At 40.6% G+C, this 23,298-nt stretch carries 11 protein-coding genes; 7 read left to right on the top strand and 4 right to left on the bottom strand.

Features of this window, described 5'->3' with window-relative positions; translation table 11 throughout:
- Positions 1-118: 118 nt before the first annotated feature.
- The 7 genes from FLJC2902T_RS06675 to FLJC2902T_RS06705 all read left to right on the top strand — a co-directional run bounded on the left by FLJC2902T_RS06675 (position 119) and on the right by FLJC2902T_RS06705 (position 7,936).
- Positions 119-577, top strand: coding sequence for a GNAT family N-acetyltransferase (locus FLJC2902T_RS06675; RefSeq protein WP_023579026.1), 459 nt, complete (start codon positions 119-121; stop codon positions 575-577).
- A gap of 20 nt (positions 578-597) precedes the next feature.
- Positions 598-1,398 carry a class I SAM-dependent methyltransferase gene (locus tag FLJC2902T_RS06680; protein ID WP_023579027.1) on the top strand — a complete coding sequence of 267 codons (801 nt, stop codon included), beginning with the start codon at positions 598-600 and terminating at the stop codon, positions 1,396-1,398.
- Positions 1,399-1,406: 8 nt separating this feature from the next.
- Complete coding sequence (locus FLJC2902T_RS06685; protein ID WP_023579028.1) at positions 1,407-1,856, top strand: DUF1569 domain-containing protein; 450 nt, start codon at positions 1,407-1,409, stop codon at positions 1,854-1,856.
- 124 nt (positions 1,857-1,980) lie between these two features.
- A complete protein-coding gene (gene trmD / locus FLJC2902T_RS06690; RefSeq protein WP_023579029.1) occupies positions 1,981-2,658 on the top strand; it encodes a tRNA (guanosine(37)-N1)-methyltransferase TrmD in 678 nt (225 codons plus the stop codon).
- 53 nt (positions 2,659-2,711) lie between these two features.
- Complete coding sequence (locus FLJC2902T_RS06695; protein WP_023579030.1) at positions 2,712-4,985, top strand: DUF7619 domain-containing protein; 2,274 nt, start codon at positions 2,712-2,714, stop codon at positions 4,983-4,985.
- A 145-nt stretch (positions 4,986-5,130) separates the two neighbouring features.
- Positions 5,131-5,481, top strand: a complete 351-nt coding sequence (gene rplS / locus FLJC2902T_RS06700) for a 50S ribosomal protein L19 (protein ID WP_023579031.1) — start codon at positions 5,131-5,133, stop codon at positions 5,479-5,481.
- A gap of 232 nt (positions 5,482-5,713) precedes the next feature.
- A complete protein-coding gene (locus FLJC2902T_RS06705) occupies positions 5,714-7,936 on the top strand; it encodes an NADP-dependent isocitrate dehydrogenase (RefSeq protein WP_023579033.1) in 2,223 nt (740 codons plus the stop codon).
- Between the two features lie 566 nt (positions 7,937-8,502).
- Here FLJC2902T_RS06705 and FLJC2902T_RS15765 read toward each other — a convergent pair.
- The 4 genes from FLJC2902T_RS15765 to FLJC2902T_RS06725 all read right to left on the bottom strand — a co-directional run bounded on the left by FLJC2902T_RS15765 (position 8,503) and on the right by FLJC2902T_RS06725 (position 23,255).
- Positions 8,503-13,563 (bottom strand): Ig-like domain-containing protein, encoded by a 5,061-nt coding sequence (locus FLJC2902T_RS15765; protein WP_023579034.1) that lies wholly within the window; start codon positions 13,561-13,563, stop codon positions 8,503-8,505.
- 130 nt (positions 13,564-13,693) lie between these two features.
- Positions 13,694-15,565: an OmpA family protein gene (locus tag FLJC2902T_RS06715; RefSeq protein ID WP_023579035.1), complete on the bottom strand. Its 1,872-nt coding sequence runs from the start codon at positions 15,563-15,565 to the stop codon at positions 13,694-13,696.
- Between the two features lie 17 nt (positions 15,566-15,582).
- Entirely contained in the window at positions 15,583-16,518 is a 936-nt protein-coding gene (locus FLJC2902T_RS06720) for a PorP/SprF family type IX secretion system membrane protein (RefSeq protein ID WP_023579036.1), read from the bottom strand.
- Between the two features lie 68 nt (positions 16,519-16,586).
- A complete protein-coding gene (locus FLJC2902T_RS06725) occupies positions 16,587-23,255 on the bottom strand; it encodes a choice-of-anchor J domain-containing protein (RefSeq protein WP_081712538.1) in 6,669 nt (2,222 codons plus the stop codon).
- Between the last annotated feature and the right edge of the window lie 43 nt (positions 23,256-23,298).

Raw genomic sequence — 23,298 nt, forward strand, 5'->3', positions numbered from 1 at the left:
TTTAAATTTCTGAACCGCAAAATTACGAATTTAAAATGTAAAAAGTTTCATAAATAATCGACTTCCGTTTTCGGATATTTCGGATTCTGATTACTTTTGAGAGATAAAATCATCAAAAATGACAACCCGAATAATTACCTTTCAACCTCAATACAAAGACCGATTCATTTCACTTAACAAAGCATGGCTGGAAGAATTCTTTTTTGTGGAACCTCACGATATAGAAGTCTTTGAAAATATTGAGGAAGTGGTATTAAAACCCGGCGGAGAAATCTTTTTCTGCTTGATTGATGATGAAGTGGCCGGAACCGTTGCGATGCAAAAGGTAAATGATTCGGTTTACGAGATGGCAAAACTGGCTGTAGACAAGAAATTCCAGGGACAAAAACTGAGTAATTTACTGATTGATGCCTGCATAGATTTTGCAAAAGAGAAAAAAGCAGAAAAAATCATGCTGTTGTCCAGCACCAAATTAATTCCGGCACTCAATCTTTACAGAAAATATAATTTTAAGGAGACACCAATGGATGAAACCGATTATGCTCGTGCGGATATTCAAATGGAATTGTATCTTTAAGACAAATTAAAAACGCATTTATGGAAATCCCGAAAGATTATCTCAACATCAACAAAAAAACATGGAATAACAAAACCGATGTACATGTTACGTCCGATTTCTATGATACGGAAAGTTTTCTCAACGGAAAAAACACGCTGAATGACATAGAACTTGAACTTTTAGGAGATGTTTCAGGGAAGAAAATCCTGCATCTGCAATGTCATTTCGGACAGGACACACTTTCATTAGCAAGACTTGGCGCCAAAGCAACCGGCGTGGATTTATCCGATAAAGCCATCGAAAAAGCACGCGAATTCAATTCGAAATTACATCTTGATGCCGAATTCATCAATTGTGACGTTTACGACTTGCCGAATCATCTCGAAGAACAATTCGACATCATTTTCACCAGTTACGGAACTATTGGCTGGCTTCCCGATTTGGACAAATGGGCAAAAGTGGTTTCTAACTTTCTGAAACCCGGCGGAAAATTTGTCTTTGCAGAATTTCACCCGGTTGTCTGGATGTTCGACAATGATTTTAAAGAGGTGTTCTATAGTTATTTTAATATGGAACCGATAATCGAAGATGAATCCGGAACGTATGCAGACAGAGAGGCCGAAATTTCGACACAAACCGTAACCTGGAATCATCCTCTTTCAGAAGTTTTAAACGCCGTAATCAACAATGATCTGGAAATCAAATCCTTTAACGAATATGATTATTCACCCTACAATTGTTTCAATGAAACCGAAGAATTCGAAACCGGAAAATTCAGAATCAAACATTTAGGAAATAAAATCCCGATGGTCTATTCACTAACCGCAATCAAAAAATAAAAATTTATATGGAAAGTTTATTTACAGCCGATGGCAATCAAAACATTATCAACCGAATCAACAAATTAAAACCGACCTCACTTTCCCATTGGGGAAAAATGACCGTCGATCAGATGATGTCACACTGTATTGGTCCGCTTGACGTTGTTTACGGAGACCTTCATCTGAAAATGAACCCTATTATGGCATTATTGGGCCGTTATGTTATTAAAGGAAAATTACTTAAAGCGGCACAATTTCAAAAAGACAGCCCGACAGCTCCGGCCTTTATACGAAAAGGTTCTTATGATTTTGAAGCCACGAGAGCAGAATTAATCGAAAAAGTCCAAAAGTTCACGCAAGGCCCACAAGTAATCAAAACTAACAAACATCCTTTCTTTGGCCCTATGACCAATGAGGAATGGGACAACCTGCAGTGGAAACATCTCGATCATCATTTGAGACAGTTTGGGGTATAATTCAGTTGGCAGTTACAGTATTCAGTTGGCAGATACTTTACAACTTTGTATCTTTGCCGCTTTACCACTCAGTAACTCAGTAACTCAGTAACTCAGTAACTCAGCAACTCAGCAACTCAAAAATATGCGCATCGATATCATTACCGTTTTACCCGATTTAATCCGAAGCCCGTTTGAAGCTTCCATCCTGAAAAGAGCCATCGCCAAAGGATTGGTGGAAGTACACATGCACAACCTTCGCGATTACAGCACCAACAAACACAAAAATGTGGATGACTACCAGTTTGGTGGCGGTGCCGGAATGGTGATGAGTGTGGAACCGATTGCTGCCTGTATCGAAAAATTGCAAGCCGAGCGCGAGTACGACGAAGTGATTTACATGACTCCGGATGGCGAAACGCTGAACCAGCAAATGGCAAACTCGCTGTCGCTTTTAGGAAATATTATTATTCTTTGCGGGCATTATAAAGGTGTCGACCAACGTGTTAGGGATTTATTCATTACCAAAGAGATTTCCATTGGCGATTATGTTTTATCGGGAGGCGAATTGGGAGCAGCTGTTTTATGCGATTCCATTATCCGATTGATTCCGGGAGTTTTGAGTAATGAAACCTCGGCATTGACCGACAGTTTTCAGGACAACTTACTTTCCCCTCCTATTTATACAAGACCGGCAGAATACAAAGGACACAAAGTTCCGGACGTTTTGTTAAGTGGAAATTTTGCCGAAATTGAAAAATGGCGTGAGAATATGGCGTATGAACATACTAAAACACGCCGACCGGATTTATTGGAAGAATAATTCTCAATCCGAAAAAAATAGCTACATTTACCACCCAACCCATTAATAATCAAATGAAAAAAAACTACTGTTTATTCTTGATTTTGTTTTCATTTATCGTAACCAATGCTCAAGTTGTTATCTTTAATGATAACAATTTTAAAACAAAAATAATTTCCTCACTTAGCACAAATACTGTAGCTAAAAATTTAGCCAACGAATATTTTCAGGTCGATCAAAACAATAACGGCCAAATTGAAATTAGTGAAGCTCAAAATGTATCCTATCTTGATGTGAATTATTCCTCTGTTGCATCTTTATCAGGAATTGAGATGTTTACCAATCTTAGAGAATTAAATTGCAATAACAACCAGATAACCACTTTAGATGCAAGACCGCTCACAAATCTCATAAAACTGGATTGTAACAGCAATCAAATAGTAAGTTTACTCATTTCTGGCATGCCAAATCTTAACAATTTAATTTGCTATCAAAATCAGTTATCAACACTTAACCTAGGTAATTTACCAAGTTTAGCTGCCCTGAGCTGTTTCCAAAATTCACTTACAAGTTTGGATGTAAGCGGTCTAAATAATCTTGGAGGCTTAAATTGCTCTAACAATCAGTTACACACACTAGACGTTTCAAATCTTCCAAATCTTGTGGGTTTACATTGTTGGGACAACCAATTAACATCATTGACAACCAATAACCTTCCTCTACTTCAATCCATAAGCTGTAATAATAATCAAATTACAAGTATCGATGTTAGTACTGCCCCTAACTGTACCACTATTTACTGCCAAAACAACCAACTAAATATTTTAATTCTCAAAAATGGTAATGGCCCTGGAACCATAGATTTTTCCACAAACCCCAACATTCGTTACATTTGTGCAGACGATTTTGAAGTTTCAACTTATCAATCAAGAATCAACTCTTATGGTTATGGCTCAAGTTGTATCGTAAATACTTATTGCACTTTTGTTCCCGGAGGAACCTACTACACGGTTCAGGGAAATTCAAAATTCGATGTCAACAACAATGATTGCGATATTTCAGACATCAACTACCCGAATTTAAAAATCAATTATACAAACTTAGGTGTCTCCGGATCCATCATTGCGGATAACTCAGGAAATTATCTAATTCCTTTAAACTCAGGCCCTCACACTTTAACTCCGTTTCTTGAAAATCCAACATATTTTTCTGTATCTCCTACCACAGCCAACGTGAGCTTCCCTTCGGCATCAAGCCCGTTTATTCAAAATTTCTGTATTGATTATAACGGGGCATACTATGACCTTGATGTAAAGATAATTCCACTTATGCCGGCAAGACCGGGATTTGATGCCCTATATAAGATCATTTACCGAAACAAAGGTGTTGTTACTCAGACAGGTACAGTAAATCTGAATTTTAATGATGCTGTTTTAGATTTAGCAGAATCAGCTCCAACAGCAACATTACAAACAACTAATAATTTAAGCTGGAGTTTTACCAACTTACAACCTTTAGGGGAGCGTGAAATTTACATTACCATGACTGCTAATTCTCCAATGGATACTCCTCCTTTAAATGGCGGTAATAATCTATCCTTTACAGCTACAATCACAAGTTCCGCTACTGACCAGGTAATATCTGACAATACTTTCAGACTAAACCAGACTGTAGTAAACTCATATGACCCAAATGACAAAAGGTGTTTGGAGGGAAATGCTATCCCTACTGCCAAGGTTGGTGATTATGTTCATTACATGATTCGATTTGAAAATACAGGAACATACCCCGCAGAAAACATTGTGGTAAAAGACATTATTGACACTTCTAAATTCGATATCGCAACATTATTACCGGTTACCGGCAGTCATTCATTTGTAACAAAAACCACAAACCCCAATACCGTAGAATTCATTTTCGAAAATATCAACTTACCTTTTGCAGATGAATTGAATGACGGTTATGTTGTATTCAAGATAAAAACAAAACCTACGTTAACATTGGGAACTACTTTTACGAATACAGCAAATATCTATTTCGATTACAACTTCCCGATAATCACAAACACAACCTCAACAATTGTCTCCAACACTTTAGACACTCAGGATTTCGAGTTTGAAAACTATATTGGTTTGCACCCAAATCCGGCAAAAGAGGTTTTACACTTTAATAACAAACAAAACATTAACATCACCTCTGTTAGCATTTACAATAGTTTAGGACAATTGGTTCAAACCGTAATGTCCCCATCTGATACTATTGATGTTTCCGGATTGAAAACAGGAAATTATTTTCTGAAGATTGTTTCCGACAATGGAACAAGCAGTACTAAATTCATAAAAGAATAAATTCTAAAAAAGTTGATTTCAAACAAATTCTTTCAATTTATTATTTGCTTTTAAAATTATTTCGTAATTTCGCAGCCTAATTCAGCCCAACCTCTGACGATAACCGTGAATGTTGCTCTGATTCAAACATTAAACATTAATAATCATGTCAAGTTTATTAAAATTTGTTCAAGACGAATTAGTAACAAGAAAAGATTTCCCTGAATTCGCAGCTGGTGATACTATCACAGTTTACTACGAAATTAAAGAGGGTGAAAAAACAAGAACACAGTTCTTCAAAGGAGTAGTTATCCAAAGAAGAGGTACTGGCGCAACAGAAACTTTTACAATCCGTAAAATGTCTGGTGCTGTAGGTGTAGAGCGTATCTTCCCTGTAAACATGCCAGCTCTACAAAAAATTGAATTGAACCAAAGAGGTAAAGTACGTAGAGCTCGTATCTACTACTTCAGAGAACTTACTGGTAAAAAAGCAAAAATCAAAGAAAGAAGAAGATAATCAACTTTCTGAAGATTATAAAATCAGCTCCAACTTTGTTGGGGCTTTTTTTTTGCAAAAAATTCACGCTCAAATTATCAGATTCACAATTAAGAGTTGCCAAAATAGCAATCTGATAATTCGCTGAAATCCATCAAATTCACGATTACTTTTCGCACCGATTTTCTTATATTTGCGATGCTTTTTAAGCAACATTATACACATCTATTATTTATTCTGAAAATACACAACGATGACACAGAAATCTAAAATCCATTACACCCTGACGGATGAAGCACCAATGTTAGCCACACATTCTTTCTTACCAATCGTACAGGCTTTTACCGCTCCGGCAAATATTGATATCGAATTAAGAGATATTTCTCTGGCAGGAAGAATTTTATCGAATTTCCCTGAATTTTTAAAAGACGATCAGAAAATCGGAGATGCTCTGACAGAACTTGGTCAGTTAGCAACCACTCCGGAAGCAAATATTATCAAATTACCAAACATATCGGCATCGGTTCCTCAGTTAAAAGAAGCTATTGCCGAATTACAATCTCACGGTTTTGCCATTCCTGACTTTGTGGAAGAACCACAAAACGATGCAGAAAAAGAAATCAAAGCAAAATATGCTAAAGTATTAGGATCGGCTGTGAATCCGGTATTGCGTGAAGGAAACTCCGATCGTCGTGCACCGAAATCAGTTAAGAATTACGCTAAGGCGAACCCACACTCAATGGGCGCTTGGTCTTCGGATTCCATTACTGAAATCTCTCATATGGATGCAGGTGATTTCTACGGAAGTGAAAAATCAGTAACTATTGAAAATGATACGCAATTCGTAATTGACTTCATCGACGCAAACGGAAACGTAACCAACTTAAAACCGGCTTCTAAATTAAAAGCGGGTGAAGTGATTGATTCATCGGTTATGAGCTTATCGGCTTTAAAAGCATTCGCGAAAAAAGAAATTGCAGATGCTAAAGCCAAAGGACAATTATTATCCGTGCACTTGAAAGCTACGATGATGAAAGTGTCCGATCCAATCATCTTCTCTGCCATTGTAGATGTATATTTCGAAGAAGTATTCGCTAAATATGCGGATGTTTTAACTTCATTAAATGTAAATACCAAAAACGGCTTAGGTGATGTTTACGCTAAAATAGCAGGACACCCACAACAGACTGAAATCGAAGCAGCACTTGCAGCAGCTTTAAACAATGGTCCGGCTGTAGCAATGGTGAATTCTGATAAAGGAATTACCAACTTCCACGTTCCTTCGGATGTGATTGTAGACGCTTCTGTACCTGCCTTTGTACGTACTTCAGGAAAAATGTGGAATGCAAAAGGCGAATTACAAGATACTAAAGCATTAATCCCGGACAGAAACTATGCCGGTTTATATGTAGCAACAGTAAACTTCTGTAAAAAGAACGGTGCTTTCGATCCAACAACTATGGGTTCTGTACCAAACGTTGGTTTGATGGCGCAAAAAGCGGAAGAGTACGGTTCACACGATAAAACATTCCAGGCTACTGCTAACGGAATTATGAGAGTTCACGACGGAAACGGAACAACTTTCATGGAGCAAAACGTAGAAGCAGGAGATATTTTCAGAATGTGTCAGACTAAAGACGCACCTATCCAAGACTGGGTTAAATTGGCGGTAAACAGAGCAAGATTATCTGATACTCCTGCTGTTTTCTGGTTGGATGACCAACGTGCTCACGACAGAGAAATGATTAAGAAAGTTGAGAAATACTTAAAAAATCATGACACAACAGGATTAGACATCCGAATCATGAATATCGTTGACGCAACCAATTTCACTTTAGAAAGACTGAAAAACGGACAAGATACAATCTCCGTAACCGGAAACGTATTACGTGATTACTTAACCGACCTGTTCCCTATCTTAGAATTAGGAACTTCAGCGAAAATGTTGTCTATCGTTCCGTTAATGAACGGTGGTGGTTTGTTCGAAACCGGAGCCGGAGGTTCTGCGCCAAAACACGTAGAGCAATTCGTGGAAGAAGGTTATTTACGTTGGGATTCTCTTGGTGAGTTCTTAGCTTTAGGAGCTTCATTGGAGCATTTAGGGCAAACGCAAAACAATGCAAAAGCATTAGTATTGGCAGAAACCTTAGATGAGGCGAATGACAAATTCCTTAAAAACGATAAATCCCCTGCTCGTAAAGTGGGTCAGATTGATAACAGAGGTTCGCATTTCTACCTTGCAATGTACTGGGCAGAAGCGTTGGCAAACCAAACTAAGGATGCCGAGTTACAAGCGAAATTCGCTCCTATCGCTGCCGAATTATCAGCAAACGAAGCTAAGATTGATGCCGAGTTAATCGGATCACAAGGCAAGCCGCAAAACATTGGTGGTTACTACCAACCGTCTTTTGCGTTGACCGAAAAAGCAATGCGTCCGAGCGAAACATTAAACGCTATCTTGAAGAAATTAGCATAATTTAATTCTCTTTATATAATTCAGAAAAGACGGTTCGAAAGGATCGTCTTTTTTGTTTTCAGGAGCGAATGGTTAGGGCTTTTTTGCTATCCTTATTCCTGCTTCCCGATAGCTATCGGGACGTTCTATTTTTACACCTGTCAGGTTTTAAAAACCTGTCAGGTGTAAAAGATGCCACTTCCATCAGGGCTATTAGGGAAACCATTTCTTTGTTTGGAGTGGCAATTGAAAAAAAATACAAATGTGTCCTTTTACGGGGTAAGTGAGGTCTCAAACGGGGTTTACCACGTCTTATAACGGGATGAAAGGCGTCTTCAACTTGGTTAACCACGTTATCCAACGGGGTAAATAGGGTTCCAAACCGGGTTTACCACGTCAACCAACGGGGTAAACGGGGTCTGGAACGGGGTTGACCACCTTCCATAACGTGGTAAATGGTATTTCGAACGTGGTCTACCACGTTACCAGACGTGGTCAAAGGGGTTGTTGAAGTACCGTAATAGGGTTAATAAAAAAAGCCACTCGCAATGCGAATGACTTTTTTTATTACTTGCTATTTTCGATGTTTATCGTTTCATCGAGAAGTGTGCCTTAAACATTTTCTCAGCACCGTTCTCTTTGTATTTCACCGTGAACCAGTAATCCGTAGATGGCATAACCTGTCCGTTGTACGTTCCGTCCCATCCCGTTCCTGCCGGAACCATCTGTTTGATTAACTTACCGTAACGATCGAAAATATGAATCTCCGAATCTGGCTGATTACCACTCAACGACCAGATGTTCCAAGTATCATTATATCCGTCACCGTTCGGTGTAAAGAAATGCGGATAACCAATAGTCAAAATACCTGTAAGAACAATATTTGTACAACCAACAGTATCGTGAATCGTTACTGTATGTTCTCCCGGTAAAACGTGAAGGAATACATTACTTGTCTGGAATGCACCTCCGTCTAAACTGTACAGATACGAACCAGTTCCTGCCACAGTAACCGTAATCGCCTGGCTGTCCTCAAAGTAATTCGTAACCACCGCTGTTGCGCTCTGCGCCGGGTTAGATTCGTTTACATTAATCATAAACACCTCGTCACAACTCGTACTCGAATTCATGATCGAAACGGTATACAGACCGTCCTGAGTGGCTGTATAAGAACTAGCTGTACTTATAATAGTTGTCATATCACTGCCGTAATACCACTGGAAATCATAGTCAGTATCACTTAAACCGGTATTCATTTCATATCCAAAAATCAAAGCACCTGTTATGGAATCGATACAAACAACTCCGTCAGGAATGCTAATACTCGGCAAAGGATTCACTTCAATAACAATAGTTACCGGAGTTCCTGAACAACCGTTAAATACAGGAGTAACAGTATATATAGCAGTTCCTTGCGTATTTCCGGTTGTTGTTAAAATCTGACTGATTGGTATTCCTGCTCCCGGAGTGGTTTCAGAGGCACTTCCGTCAGAGGCACCACTTACACCGTTTTGAACCACGGTCCACTCAATGGAGGTACCCGGAATAAATGGCGTAAGCAGAATTCCGGAAGGCTCACCGCTACAAATAGGCTGTGGGTTTCCAGAGGTGAACAATTCCGGTATCGGATTAACCGTTACTGTAACATCAATGCTTTGTCCTGTACAACCGTTAACCACCGGAGTAACAGTATAAGTAACTGTACCCTGTGCCATTCCAAGAGTTGTCAGCGTCTGACTGATAGTATCTCCTGTATCCGAAAAAGCTCCGGAAACGCCAGGTGACTGTGCAACCAACCATGAGAAAGTTGTACCTGGTACATTGCTGGTCAACACGATATTGGTGGTCTCACCCGAACACAAACTTGATGTTTGCGGACTGGCGGTAACATTCGGATTCGGATAAACCGTCACGGTAACCGTTTCTGGTACACCCGGACAACCGTTGTTTATCGGTGTGATGGTATAAGTAGCCTGACCGATAGTCGTACCGGAAGCCGTAAGCACTTGATTGATTGATGCTCCTGTTCCACCTGTAGCACCGGTCACCCCACTGTTTTGAACAACATTCCAGTTGAAAGTAGTTGTTGGAATTGCGCTTGACATGGTAATGTTCGTTGTACCTCCGGTACAAATAGATTGTTCCGTTACATTAACAACAATATTCGGAACCGGAGTTACGGTTATATCAACTGTAATCGGATTACCAACACAGCTTCCAACACTTGGTGTAATTGTATATGTTACCGTACCTACCGCAGTTCCTGTAGTAAGCATCTGAGAAATTACAGCTCCTGTTCCATTGGATGCTCCGGTTACGCCTCCCGTTTGGGTATACGTCCAGGAGAAAGTCGTATTCGGAACCGTTCCCTGCAACTGAATGCCGGTCAACTGTCCGGAACATAACAATTGAGAAGCAGGGTTAGCCGCAACTGTTGGAGTCTGTACCACCGTAACGATTGCCGAACCCGACAAGGTTTCGATACAATTAGGTACAGTTCCGGCAGTCACATCTACCAATGTATATGTCGCATCTGCAGATAAATTCCCTGTATTTACAGTAGCCGTTCCTCCTGCTCCAAGGATCACAGATTGATTTGGCCCTGCATTAACAGTATATTGTACAGTTGCTCCAGCTGTCCCTGTGAACGTTATTGTAGTCGATGAATTAAAACAAACCGACGTAGTTCCCGAAATCGAGGCAGTAGGTTGAGGAGCAATATCCACAACAACCGATTGCGATAATGGAGATGTACATCCTGAACCCGCAGAAATATCAACCAATTGATAAGTGGTTTGAACCGACAAATTTGCAGTGGTAAAAGTCACTGTCCCTGCCGCAGGTATAAAAATATTGGCAGGTGTCCCATTTACCGTATAGTTCACCGTTGCATTAGGTGATCCGGAAATTGTAATTGTAGTTGTTGATCCTGTACAGATTGTAGTGGCTCCCGAAATGGCTATAGTAGCAGTCGGGTTCGTCAAAATATTTACAACAGCTGTTGTTGAACATCCGTTGGCATCCATATAGGTAATTGTTGAAGTTCCAACCGAAACACCCGTGATTAATCCCGTTGCACTTATCGTTGCCACAGCCGTATTGGAAGAAACCCATGCATTTGAAGCAGCTGGCGTTCCGGAACCCGTTAACTGTGATGTTGAACCGATACAGGCTGTTAATGCACCTGAAATTGTCGGCAATGCATTAACAAATACCGAAGTGGAAACGAAACATCCGTTATCATTTGTGTATGTAATTACTGCTGTACCTGCTGATACACTTGTCACCAAACCTGCAGCATCAACGGTAGCAACAGCGGTATTTGAGGAAATCCATGGATTTACCACTGCTGGTGTTCCTGAACCTGTCAGTTGAGTTGTTCCACCCTGACAAATTAATAATGTTCCGCTTATGGTTGGCAAAGCATTCACTGTAATGTTACTTGTGCTTGAACAACCGTTAACATCGGTATAGGTAATTGTTGCTGTACCCACTGAAACTCCTGTTACCAAACCAGTAGCATTCACTGTTGCCACAGCCGTATTGGAAGAAGCCCATGCATTTGAAGAAGCCGGAGTCCCTGAACCTGTCAATTGAGTTGTCGCATTAACGCAAACCGCGTTATTACCGCTTACCGTTGGCGTTACATTTACTGTAAAAACAAACGTATTGGAACATCCGTTGGCATCAGTGTATGTTATTGTAGTTGTTCCTGTTGAAACTGCAGAAACGAGTCCGCTCGCGTTTACGGTAGCCACGGCAGGATTTGAAGAAGTCCATGGGTTTACCGCCGCTGGTGTACCCGATCCAGTTAATTGTGTTGTAGATGCAAGACATCCTGAAGGCGTACCCGATATAGTCGGTAAAGCGTTAATCGTTACGACTGCCGTAGCAGAACATCCGCCATTGATGGTATACGTAATTGTTACCGTACCTGCAGAAACTCCGGTAACCAAACCTGTAGCATTTACCGTTGCAACCGCTGTATTCGAAGAGGTCCAAGGATTGACAGCTGCCGGTGTACCCGATCCGGTTAATTGGGTTGTCGCATTCTGACAGGCTGATAATGTTCCTCCAATTGTTGGCGCCGCATCAATTGTTACCGTCATTGATGCTGAACAACCGTTATTGTCGGTATAAGTAATGGTCGCTGATCCTGCTGAAACTCCGGTTACCAATCCGGCAGAAGAAACAGTTGCTATCACAGTATTGGAAGAAACCCAGGCATTTGAAGCAGCAGGCGTACCCGATCCTGTTAACTGGGTTGTCGCGTTAACGCAAACCGTTGCCACACCGCTTACCGTTGGCAACGCATTAACTGTAACGGTAGCTGTATTGAAACAACCGTTGCTGTCAGTATATGTAATAACAGCGGTTCCCAGAGCAATACCGGTAACCAATCCTGTTGCGCTTACTGTTGCAACAGCCGTATCGGAGGATGTCCACGGAGAAACGGCAGCCGGTGTTCCCGAACCCGTTAATTGTGAAGTCCCGCTAAGACAAACCCCTAATGATCCGCTGATAGTTGGCAACGGATTAACCGTCACGGTCTGAGAATTGTTGATATTTTGCGAACAAATCACAACATTACTGCTGTTTAAAACTTTAACGGTAGCCAAAGTATAGGTTCTATTGGCTGTAAGTGATTCCGTGAAAGAAAATGTTCCGGCCGCATCCAATAAAGCCGATTGCAATGGCCCGCCGTCAATCCTGTAATCCACAGTTGCTCCCGGTGAACCTGTAAAAGTCACCGTGACGCTTTCACCTGAACATATTTGCGTTCTCGATAAAGACATAGTAGCCGTAGGTACCTGGACAACCCTCAGAAGAAAATCGGTAATCGTAAAACAACCTGAAGTGTTGTTTACCACTTTTGCATAAATACGCTGAGGATTTGTTACGTTTCCGTAGATATCCGGTAATGGGGAAACACCGTCAACGGCATTAGCAAAAGTGGTGTAAAAACTAATAGTGTTATTTGTCAAATCAGAATTTATCTGACTTCTTACCGTATTAAGATTAAAAATACCAACATTAGGTGTAATGCTGCAAGTAATGAAATCAGGGATAGCATTTGCTGTCGGCGGAATGGGAAAGGCTCCCGAACCGTTCATAGCGGTTCCGTTCCAGCGAATTTCAAATCCACCGTCTCCATGCGGTCTGTCTATTACGATATAATAAAATTGTCCGGCAACAACATCCAAATAACGAACATATCCGTTACCATTTGCTCCGGGACCGGCAGTCGTGGCAGTAGTATTGTTCAAACCGGTATGGTTATTAGGTAAACCGGCTGCTGCAGGATTGGTCGTACAGCAACGGATGGGAGCCCCTAAACCTGCACCACAATTGCGGTTTGGCCCGAAAACCCAAAAATCGTAATCGACAGTTATAGCGGGATCATTAGGAATCAAATCAAACCCCAGGGTACCCGATTGTACTATATTAATTCTTAGCCAAAGTGAATTATGCTCAAAACTCGAACATGATCCCGAAATTTCCTGTATGTTTCCAATACCGCTTGCATTAGAGGAGAAAGTCCCGTTCCCACATACCGTGATAGCATTAACACAGTCATTCGGCGAATTCTGCGCCTGCACCGAATAGCCAAAAATTAATACTACTAATAATGTTAAAATCTTTTTCATTTAAACCGTTTTTATTTAAGAGCAATAGCTAATCCCTGTATTGAACAGAGATTAGCCATTGTTTATTATTTTCCACTTAACGCAATAACTGCATCAGGGCATATTTATTGTGAAAGCTTCAGCGAAAGGCTTATTTTTTAACGATCATGAATTCTGAACGTCTGTTTTGAGCATGCTGCTCTTCAGTACAATTCGAACCACATGCTACTTTCGGAACTGTACTTCCGTAACCTTTACCGCTAACCCGATCTCTGGCAATTCCTTTCGAAATCAGATATTCCACTGTTGATTGGGCTCTTTGTCCGGACAATTTAAGATTGTATGAAGCTTTTCCTTTTGAATCGGTATGCGATTTTACAAAAATCACCATCGACGGATTGTCATTCATCACTCTAACCAATTTGTCCAATTCCTCTGCACTCTGAGGTGTTATGTTGCTCTTATTAAAATCAAAATAAACATTCTTCAGAATCACCTCGGTATCCGTAACAATCACTTCAACCGGAGATAATTTAGCTTCTGTTATCGCCTGTCCCGATTTAATTCCGCTAACCGGGAAAGTAGCTGTTTCAAAATTTTCAGCCTTAACCTGGAAAACATAACCGGTTTCACATTCCACTCCGTAAGCTACCCTTCCCCTTGCATCGGTTTGTTTGGTTGCAATTACATTACCTTTTTCATCCGAAATGGATACGGAAGCATTTGCCAAAGCAACGCCCGTTTTCTTATTCGTAACTAAAGCTATTGCTTCTGCTTCACAAACCTCTTTAGCTGCAAAGATAGCATCAGAACCGTTTCTGTCGGAAGAAAAATAACCGACTTTAGATGTTGCATTGTAACTGAATGCGAAATCATCCTTTTCAGTATTTACAGGCTTACCTACATTTTGAGGTTGACCCGAACCATTTAGATCCATTCGGAACACATCGAAACCACCAAACCCTTGTTTTCCGGATGAGGCAAAATACAATATGTCGTTTTCAGTAACGAACGGAAAATTCTCTTTACCTGCAGTATTAACACCTGCTCCTAAATTTTGAGGCGTACCATAGCTGTTTCCGTCAACAGACACTTTCCAGATATCTGACTCACCTAAACCACCAGGCATATTAGAAGCAAAATAAAGTGTTTTCCCGTCATTGCTCAAACTTGGATTGGTAACGGAATAACTCGCACTGTTAAATGGCAAAGCTTCTATATTTGACCATTTCCCATTTACTTTTACAGCCTTGTATAAACCTTGCTGTCCAACTTTAATATTGCTTTTTTTATCTTTTTCGTATTGCTTGGCAGAGTGTCCGTCTCTTGCAAAAAACATAGTATTTCCGTCTTTGCTTACAGTAACAGGACCATCATGGAAAGCTGAATTTAATTCTTTTATAGCAACCGGTTCTGAAAAAGTACCATCTGTATTTCGGGTTGTCTGAAAAATATCCAAATACGGCTGATTGGCCCATTTGTCTTTTTTTCCGGATGCGTTTCTTGTACTTGCAAAATACAACGTGTTATCGTTTGTTAGTACCGCTCCAAAATCACTGCTCCCTTTAACACTGATGGCAATTTCGGAAACATCGAACATTTTACTTTTGTTCGTGAGACTCGGAATGTAATTCGGATTCGCCTTATGCTCTTTCGCTCTTGAATCCGAAGGCACTAATGCAGAAAAAGCATCCATTTGTTTGTTCGCTTCCTCATATTTCCCCAAGACCTTCAACGTTTGTGCATAACGGAAATAAGTTTCAGCATCTGCTTTTCCTTCAACCGCTTTTGCATACCATTTTGAAGCCTCGGTAACGTTATTGATGTTGTAATAACTATCTGCCAATTGTTTTGCAACGTAAGGCGTAACGGCATCTTTTTCCGTTAATTTAAGGTATTCTCCTATGGCATTCACATATTGATAACTTTCAAAAAACTGATCGGCTTTTTTGGTCTGATTGTCCTGAGCGTAGGCCGTTGTCATCAATAATAACAAGCTTATTTTTATATATGTTCTTTTCATTGTTTAGCTTCTTTTGATTAGAAATACCTTGGTGATATTGATGTCTTCTTAGGGAAATTCAAATCGAACAACAACATGAACTCGTGTGATGCTTTTGTTGTGGCATCCAACTCGGAAATAACATGATCATAGGCATAGCCAAGACGGATTCCCGGAGTTATGCGATAATTCACCATGGCACCGAATGAATCTTCAATTCGGTAAGTAGCCCCTGCTTCAAACTTTTCAAAGAACAGGAAGTTCGCAGATAAGTCAAACGATGTAGGTGCATTGAAAGCCGACTTCATCATAAACGAAGGCTTGAATTTTGTGTTATCAGACAACTGAAACACGTACCCCCCTGACAAGAAGTAATGCTGGGTTTCGCTTCCGAACTGATATTCGTCGCCGTCAACCTGCAAATCCAGATGTTTTGCGTCTAACATATTCGGCACGGAAAATGACAAATAGTATTTTTGGGTGTAGTAAAAAAGTCCACTCCCGATATTAAAATAAGTATTATTGATATTTTCACTGAAGGCAGGGTCCTCGGGTTGCGGAACAAATCCGTTTCCGATATCCGACCAAAGTCCTGCATTATGAAAAGTAACACCCGTTTTTAATCCTAATGCCAAGCGATGTTCGCCACCTAAATTTAAGGTATATGCGAAATCTCCATAAACATTAGTTTCTTCAACAGGTCCGATTTTATCGGAAATTACAGAAAGTCCCAAACCAACATTTTTCCCTACCGGACTGTGTGCCGAAAGCGTTGCTGTTTTAGGAGCCCCGTCAACATTCACCCATTGTTCTCTGTATAAGAGTCCAACAGCTAAATTTTCTTTAGAACCGGCATAAGCAGGGTTCACCACATTCATGTTATACATATACTGTGTATAATGTGGGTCTTGCTGTGCATGCATGTCTGTGGTAATTGCTCCCAACAGTAGTATTGCAAAATAAATTTTTTTCATTTCAGCTTGTATTGCTTTAATAATTACAGTCTGCCTACAAATTATAGGCAGACTGTTTTTATTTGTTTTTAGTATTGTCTGTTGATGTATACCCAACCTGTAACGGTAGAGCTATCTCCTTTTACGATGTTATAGAAATAAGTTCCGTCCGGTAGTTTATCGCCGTTATCCGACAATCCGCCCCATTCTTTCTCATATCCTTCACCGTGAGTATACACTTTCATTCCGTAACGGTTAAAGATGATTAACTCTTTCACATCTACTCCGGTAAGGTCGAATGTATCATTCAAACCGTCTCCGTTTGGAGAAATACCTCTTGGGATTACGCAGGAAGCATTTACCTTCATAGCTATTCCTTCTGACGTTCCTTCAAGATTACATCCGTTAACCATCGATCCTATTGAATACGTGATAACATAATCTCCTCCGGCACTTGCACTGATATCAATAGCACCAGTAGCCTGGTCTATACTCAATCCGGCAGGAACAGCAGTGAAAGTACCACCCGTTGTAAATCCTTCAGCGGTAGTTATAACAGGGTTTTCTCCAGTTGTACAATATAAAACATCATCATATGTAAAATTAACAACAGAAGGAACCAGGTCATTAACAATCACGTTAACCGCAATTCTTGAACCGGTACAACCGTTAGCATCCGCTAAAGCCACATAGTAAGTGGTTGTACCCAAAGTTGCAGTAGACGGGGTTGGAGCATTCGCAGCGCCCGTACCACCAACAGCGTCGGTAAACCACTGTAACGTATAACCTGCAGGCGCAGTAGCCGTTAATGGAACAGCAGCCTGACCGATACAATATTCAACCGGTGTAATTACTGTAGCCACTTCAGTGAAACCATTGTAAGTTACCGTAAATGGTTTTTCACAATAACGCGTTTTCCAGAAATAAGTGTAAACACCCGGTGTATTGAATCCGGTGATAGTAGCGTTATTGCTGTCAGGGTTAGTAATAATCGTAGCAACCGGATTGGTATCCGAAGCTACCCACTGTCCTGTTCCTTCACTTACAACAGTAACCGTTGAGTTACATGACGCCGTAGCATCTTCAGTAACAATTTCTGTATTGGCTTTAAAACTAGCCGCATCCAACAAGTGTCCGCCAGCATAATTTTTAACCCTGAAAATAAATCTCGTTGTGGTTTGTCCTGCAGGCACAACATAATCACCTGTTCTTAAACTCCAAATCAATGAATTTGTAAAATGCTCAGTTACCATCGTAAACGGACCAGTTGGCGGCCCTGCCCACAATTCTACAGTTGTTCCAGATCCGGTAGATCTAGTTGCCGAAGCAAAACTATACTTCACTTTTTGGATCTCAGCCGGCGTTTCAATCTCTGTATATGTTCCTTTGATATTGGGATCGTTTGGATTCCATGTACTTGGAGAATCGCTCGTTAACTGAATACACTGGGACCCGTGATAAGGAACTACCGAAGGAGAATTTGATGCTTCATGGAAGAATATTGTACCAAAATCAGTATTCGTTCTCCATCCAGGAACCACCTCCGATTCTACAATCGTGGCAACACCTGTTATATACTGCATTGGTAATTTTTCAAAACTGTAATTGAAATTACTAACATCACAGGTATTTTCAGGAGTGCTTACACAAATATCAAACATCTTAGGGGAACTAGTCTCATTAAGCTTAACTCTTATTTTATAAGTAGTACCCACAGTCAGTTCAGATGAATATATTGCAGTTAACGAGTTGTTTTCGCTACAAGCTTTCTCTACAAGTGCGCCACCCGTTTGTACTTCATATAAAGATAACATAATCTTAGGCCAAACTCCCTGAGTTGCGTTCGTCCACCAGTTACCCGGAGTCCAATTGCTTAATTCCACTGTGTGAATTTTCGAAGTTGCCACGAATTCATACCAGATGTCTCCTCCGTTTACACCTCCGCAAGATGTCGGCACATTGGAAGCGTTTGCTCCGGTAAAGGTAGCTTTAGTACCTTTAGAGTTACAAGTTCCGTTTGCATTCACAGGAAGTACGATTGCAGTCTGAGGTTCATCATTTTTAATGAATACATAAGGACCTGTCCAATAACTTTTATCTGTTGAACCACAAACAGCTCTTACAAAGAATTCGTTAGTTCCTGCAGTAGGATTAAGGAAATCTGAAGCTGTCGGAGTATAACTTGGCGTACCATTTACAGTAACACCTGTTTGAGGAATAGCTCCCAAACCTAATGGCTGTACAAAAACCTCCCATTGCGTTTCTGAACCACCCGGAGTCCATGAAAGTACTCCTAAATTGTTAACTGCAACGTTGGTAGGCTGCGGACAAGTAACTGTTGTACAGTTGGAAACTGTCGTATAAACATTTGTATTGATTGTTCCTAAACCTAGCGGACTAGTATAAATAACAGTTCCAGACTGATCGCTTACGGTAAACTGTGCTTGCGAGTATTGAAGTCCGCTACCCTGACCTCTCCAATACAAGTTCCATTCAATTCCTCTACACAAGTATACGTCATACGATAGAGAAGTAGGCTGGTTAGGTGCCACTATCGGGAAAGTAAGTGTTTGTTGAACCACCCCATTTTGGACAACATCCAAACCTGCTTGCACCTGACCTGTACTACCGTTTGTTACTGTAACAGTGTATTGACATACATTTGACAAATCACACTTAGTAAGGAATTCGATTGGTCCAACCCACGCACTTTGTGAACTACTGCTACAAATTGCCCTCACATAATATTGATAACGTGTTGAAGGTGTAAGCCCTGTTAATGTATACGGATGCGCATTAGCTGTACGTAAATATTGCGGTTGCGTATTTCCAACCGGAGCAGGCGTTCCGTATGGCTGAAGGGAAATTTCCCAAGAAGTCTCAGAACCTGCTGTCTGCCAATTGATTTCCGCTGTCGTGTCGGTAAGACTGTTAACATTTGTAACCACGTTGTATACAGACGGACATGCCGGAATACTTTCAACACTTACATTATCAATTACTACAAACGATCCTCTATAACCTTCAGGACCTGGTGTCCCCGGCGGTACTTGAAATGCTATATTAATATTGGTAGGAGCTGTAATACTGGTAAGATTGATTACCATTTCCCTTACATCCACATTATTTATGGTTCCGGTAACGTCCGTATCATAAAGAGTGGTCGTAAACTGAGAGATATCCGCTCCGTTTGTTGAAAGTTTAACTTTTAAATCATTTCCGATTACAGGCTCATAATGACTTTTGTAATAAAAACGTAATCTTTGATTTGGTTGCGCTGCTATTGTAGGAGAAATCAACCAATCATTACTGTTACCGTTTGTATAACAATTCAAATCTGCCGTTTGTTCTCCAAAAATAGGGAGCACCGGGAAATTCATATCCCATTGATTTCCATCTAAATTAGAGTTTACAATTGTCCAACAAGATTCTGATGCTGAATTTGTTTCAAACGTTTCAAGGAATGGTGTCGTTAACACATCACAGGCCGTTTCGAAGCTGAATGGTCCGATCCAGGCACTGAAATCAGCACCACAAACGGCTCTTACATAATATTCATATACAGTATCCTGAGTTAGCCCCGTCGCATTATAGGTAGGGTTCGTGTTCACAACTGTTCCTGAACCTGTTGGTACACCTGAACCTGGAGCCTGAATGGCAACCTGCCATTGTGTTTCATTATATCCCGGTACCCAGCTTAAAGTAGCTGTCGTTTGTAAAATATTTGAAGCCGTTAATACAGAAGGAGCCGGACAAGCCGGAGCGTCATCTATACTGAAATCATCAATAAAAAGCACTCCGGTATTAGAAGGCTGATTTATAGTTGACGGAACGTGGAATGCAAAGTAAGCAGGTCCTGTTCCGGTAAAAATCACAAAATCCTCTTGGTAATCACCATTCGTGACCTCATGTGAAGGAATCAATACCGTAGGATTGCTCATATCCGGTGCAGTCGACATTAAAACCTCAAAAGTATGTCTTTGTTCAGGGTTAAAAATATCAGCACTCACTTTATACTTAAACTTCAACATTTTTGACCCCACTACGTTCACTTGAGCAGATATCAGGTAATCGTCATAATTCACAAAAGGATTAAAAGGAAGATCTCTACCTTGGATTGTTGCCTGAGTAGCATCAATAGTCCATACGGAATTGTTATCTCCATTTCTGTTATCAACCTTCCAACAGAATTTTTTAGTGGTTACGTCAACATCATTTAAGCTTTCATAATATGGCACTGGCTGCGCATCACATAATGTATTGAATCTTACAGGCCCAACCCAAACACTCTGTAGTGTTGCGCTACAATATGCTCTTACATAATATTCATAACGTGTTGAAGGCGTTAGTCCAGTCTTAGTGAACGGATTAGTACCAACCAATTCTCCGCTTCCTGTCGGAACACCTGAGTTTAATGGTTGAACAGCAACCTCCCATTGAGTGTTGTTGTATCCGTTTGTCCAGTAAAACTGTGCCGACGTTTGTGTAATTGAACCCGCTGTTACGCCAGGGTAACTTGGTGGCGAACATGCCGGCAAATCTTCAATATAAACATCGTCAACATAGAAGTTTGTTGCTGTATTCACATAACCCGGAGGCAAGTACCAGGCAATATTAACGTCGCCTACAACGTCTGTCGGTACAACAACAATTTTTTCAATATAGTTGTTTCCTGTCTGATAGGTTGCAACCGGTAATATTTCTCTCGTAAAATTATTTGGCCCTATCCCGGTAGTTGATACTTTCATCATAAAGGAAGACTCCCCTAAAACATACCCGGTACTATTGGTATATCCACCAAAACCTTTGAATTTAAAACGTATTTGTTTTTGGGTAACGCCATTGAAATTAATTCTCGGCGAAATCAACATATCATTTGTCTGGTTGCCGGAATCCATTGTTCGTAGCCTAACTATTTGTCCCTGCACATTTGGGTTATCAGGAGCTCCAGCATAAACAAATGAAGTGCCGTCTCTATTCAAATCCAGAGCAGACCAACACTGAGGTTCAGCATTTGTAGAGTTTGTAAACTGGGTGGAATACGGTGGCGTAAATGTAGTACACTGTGTTCTGAAAGCAAACGGACTACTCCATGGTCCCGGTACGCCACTACAAACTGATCTTACGTATAAATTATAATTCGTATCAGGCGTAAGTCCTGTAGCCATATTGCTGGCATTACTAGCTAAGTTGCTTGTTGTTGGTGTTAAAGCGTCCGAAGCAATAGGTGGTCCGGAAGCAGCAGGTTTTGCGATATATTCCCAATTGCTTACTAAGTTTTGAGGGTTAGCCCATCCGAATCTTGCGCTGTTATGGGTTAAGTCTTCATAAGACATTCCTGCAGGAACAGGGCAAGAAGGCTGCGATAACGTAAACGTGAAACAAATACTGGCACCAGGCTGAGTCGCACTATATTGGAAAGGCGACGAAATTACAAAGTAGTAAGTCTGTCCTGCCTGCAAATATACATTAGGAAGTTGTGCTGAAGTAACGCTTGAAGGAGAACCTGTAACAAGTGAGCCTAAGCAGTTTGCTGTTGTACCAATACCGGTACAACTGTCGAAAATAAAAACACTTGATAAGGCGTTATAACATCCTGTTGATGAATTAACGTTAACAGACAACCCAACATTTACCAACCCGCTGGTTGTAGGTGTATACGATAAAAAGGCGTGATCACCACTTAACCAGTTCATATTTGAAGATGTCGGCTGGCAACTTAAACCTTGTGAATTTAAAGGAGTATACGTTTGGGTATCATGAAACGTATCCAGATTTGTGCTTAAAACATATGGTGTTGTTGATATGTTCGTTGGAATAACTACCGGAGTAGCACACTGCATACCCAATCTTGCAGTGGTTACAGGGAAAGGCCCTGCCCATATACTTGCTGTTGTAGGATCACAAAGGGCTTTAATATATACATCGTAATTGGTACCGTCAGTTAGACCTGTTGCATTATATGAAAATCCATTCTGAACAAGAGTTCCTGTTGGTGCAATACCGGCTCCCTGAGGAACAATCTGAATTTCAAAATCATCGGCTGTAGGATGAGACCATCCAATCAGACCGCCATTTGCTGACATTGTTGAAGTGACTCCTGTTACCGGTCCACAGCTTGAAATTACTCTCGCATTATCAACAAACCAGGTGTCTCCAACTGAGTTAGGGTTTGCCGCATCCTGTTGCGTAATAGCAACAAAAGCAATATATACAGGTATTCCCGCCGGAATGGAAGGAACAGTAACTATCTTTTCTTGGTATGTGGTGGCAGGCGAATTCAATTGCGCCTCCGTCCAGGATTGTAAAACAACAGTAAAACTGCTAATATCCGGCTGTGAAGCCGTTGAAAGTCTTAACTGATAAATGGTCCCTCTATTTATGGAACTACCCTGTTTTGTAAAAAATCTGATTTCAGTATTGGCAGGAGTCGTAAATTGAGGAGTTATCAAATAGTATTCTGCGGTAGTACCTACCGTATTATTAAGCGATGGATTTACCATTGCACCGGGAGTGCTCAGATAACCTCCTGTTGGTGTTGTCGGGACCCAGTTATTGCTAACCGTCTGATTGCTGGTTATTCCCCAAGTGGAAGGTATTCCATTAGTAAATTCTTCTAATGGTAATTGCGCAAAAGCAGAATTTGAAAATAATCCAAACGTAAATATCATTAGGAGGCTAATCTCAAATCGTTTTCCCGTTTTCAGGAAAAACTTTGAAATGAGCGCCCATTTTGATATGGCTGATTCTTTTTGCATGGTAGTAATTTTTTATGGTTAAGTTCTTTTCATTTTTATTCAT

This window comes from Flavobacterium limnosediminis JC2902, from assembly GCF_000498535.1.
Lineage (GTDB): Bacteria > Bacteroidota > Bacteroidia > Flavobacteriales > Flavobacteriaceae > Flavobacterium > Flavobacterium limnosediminis.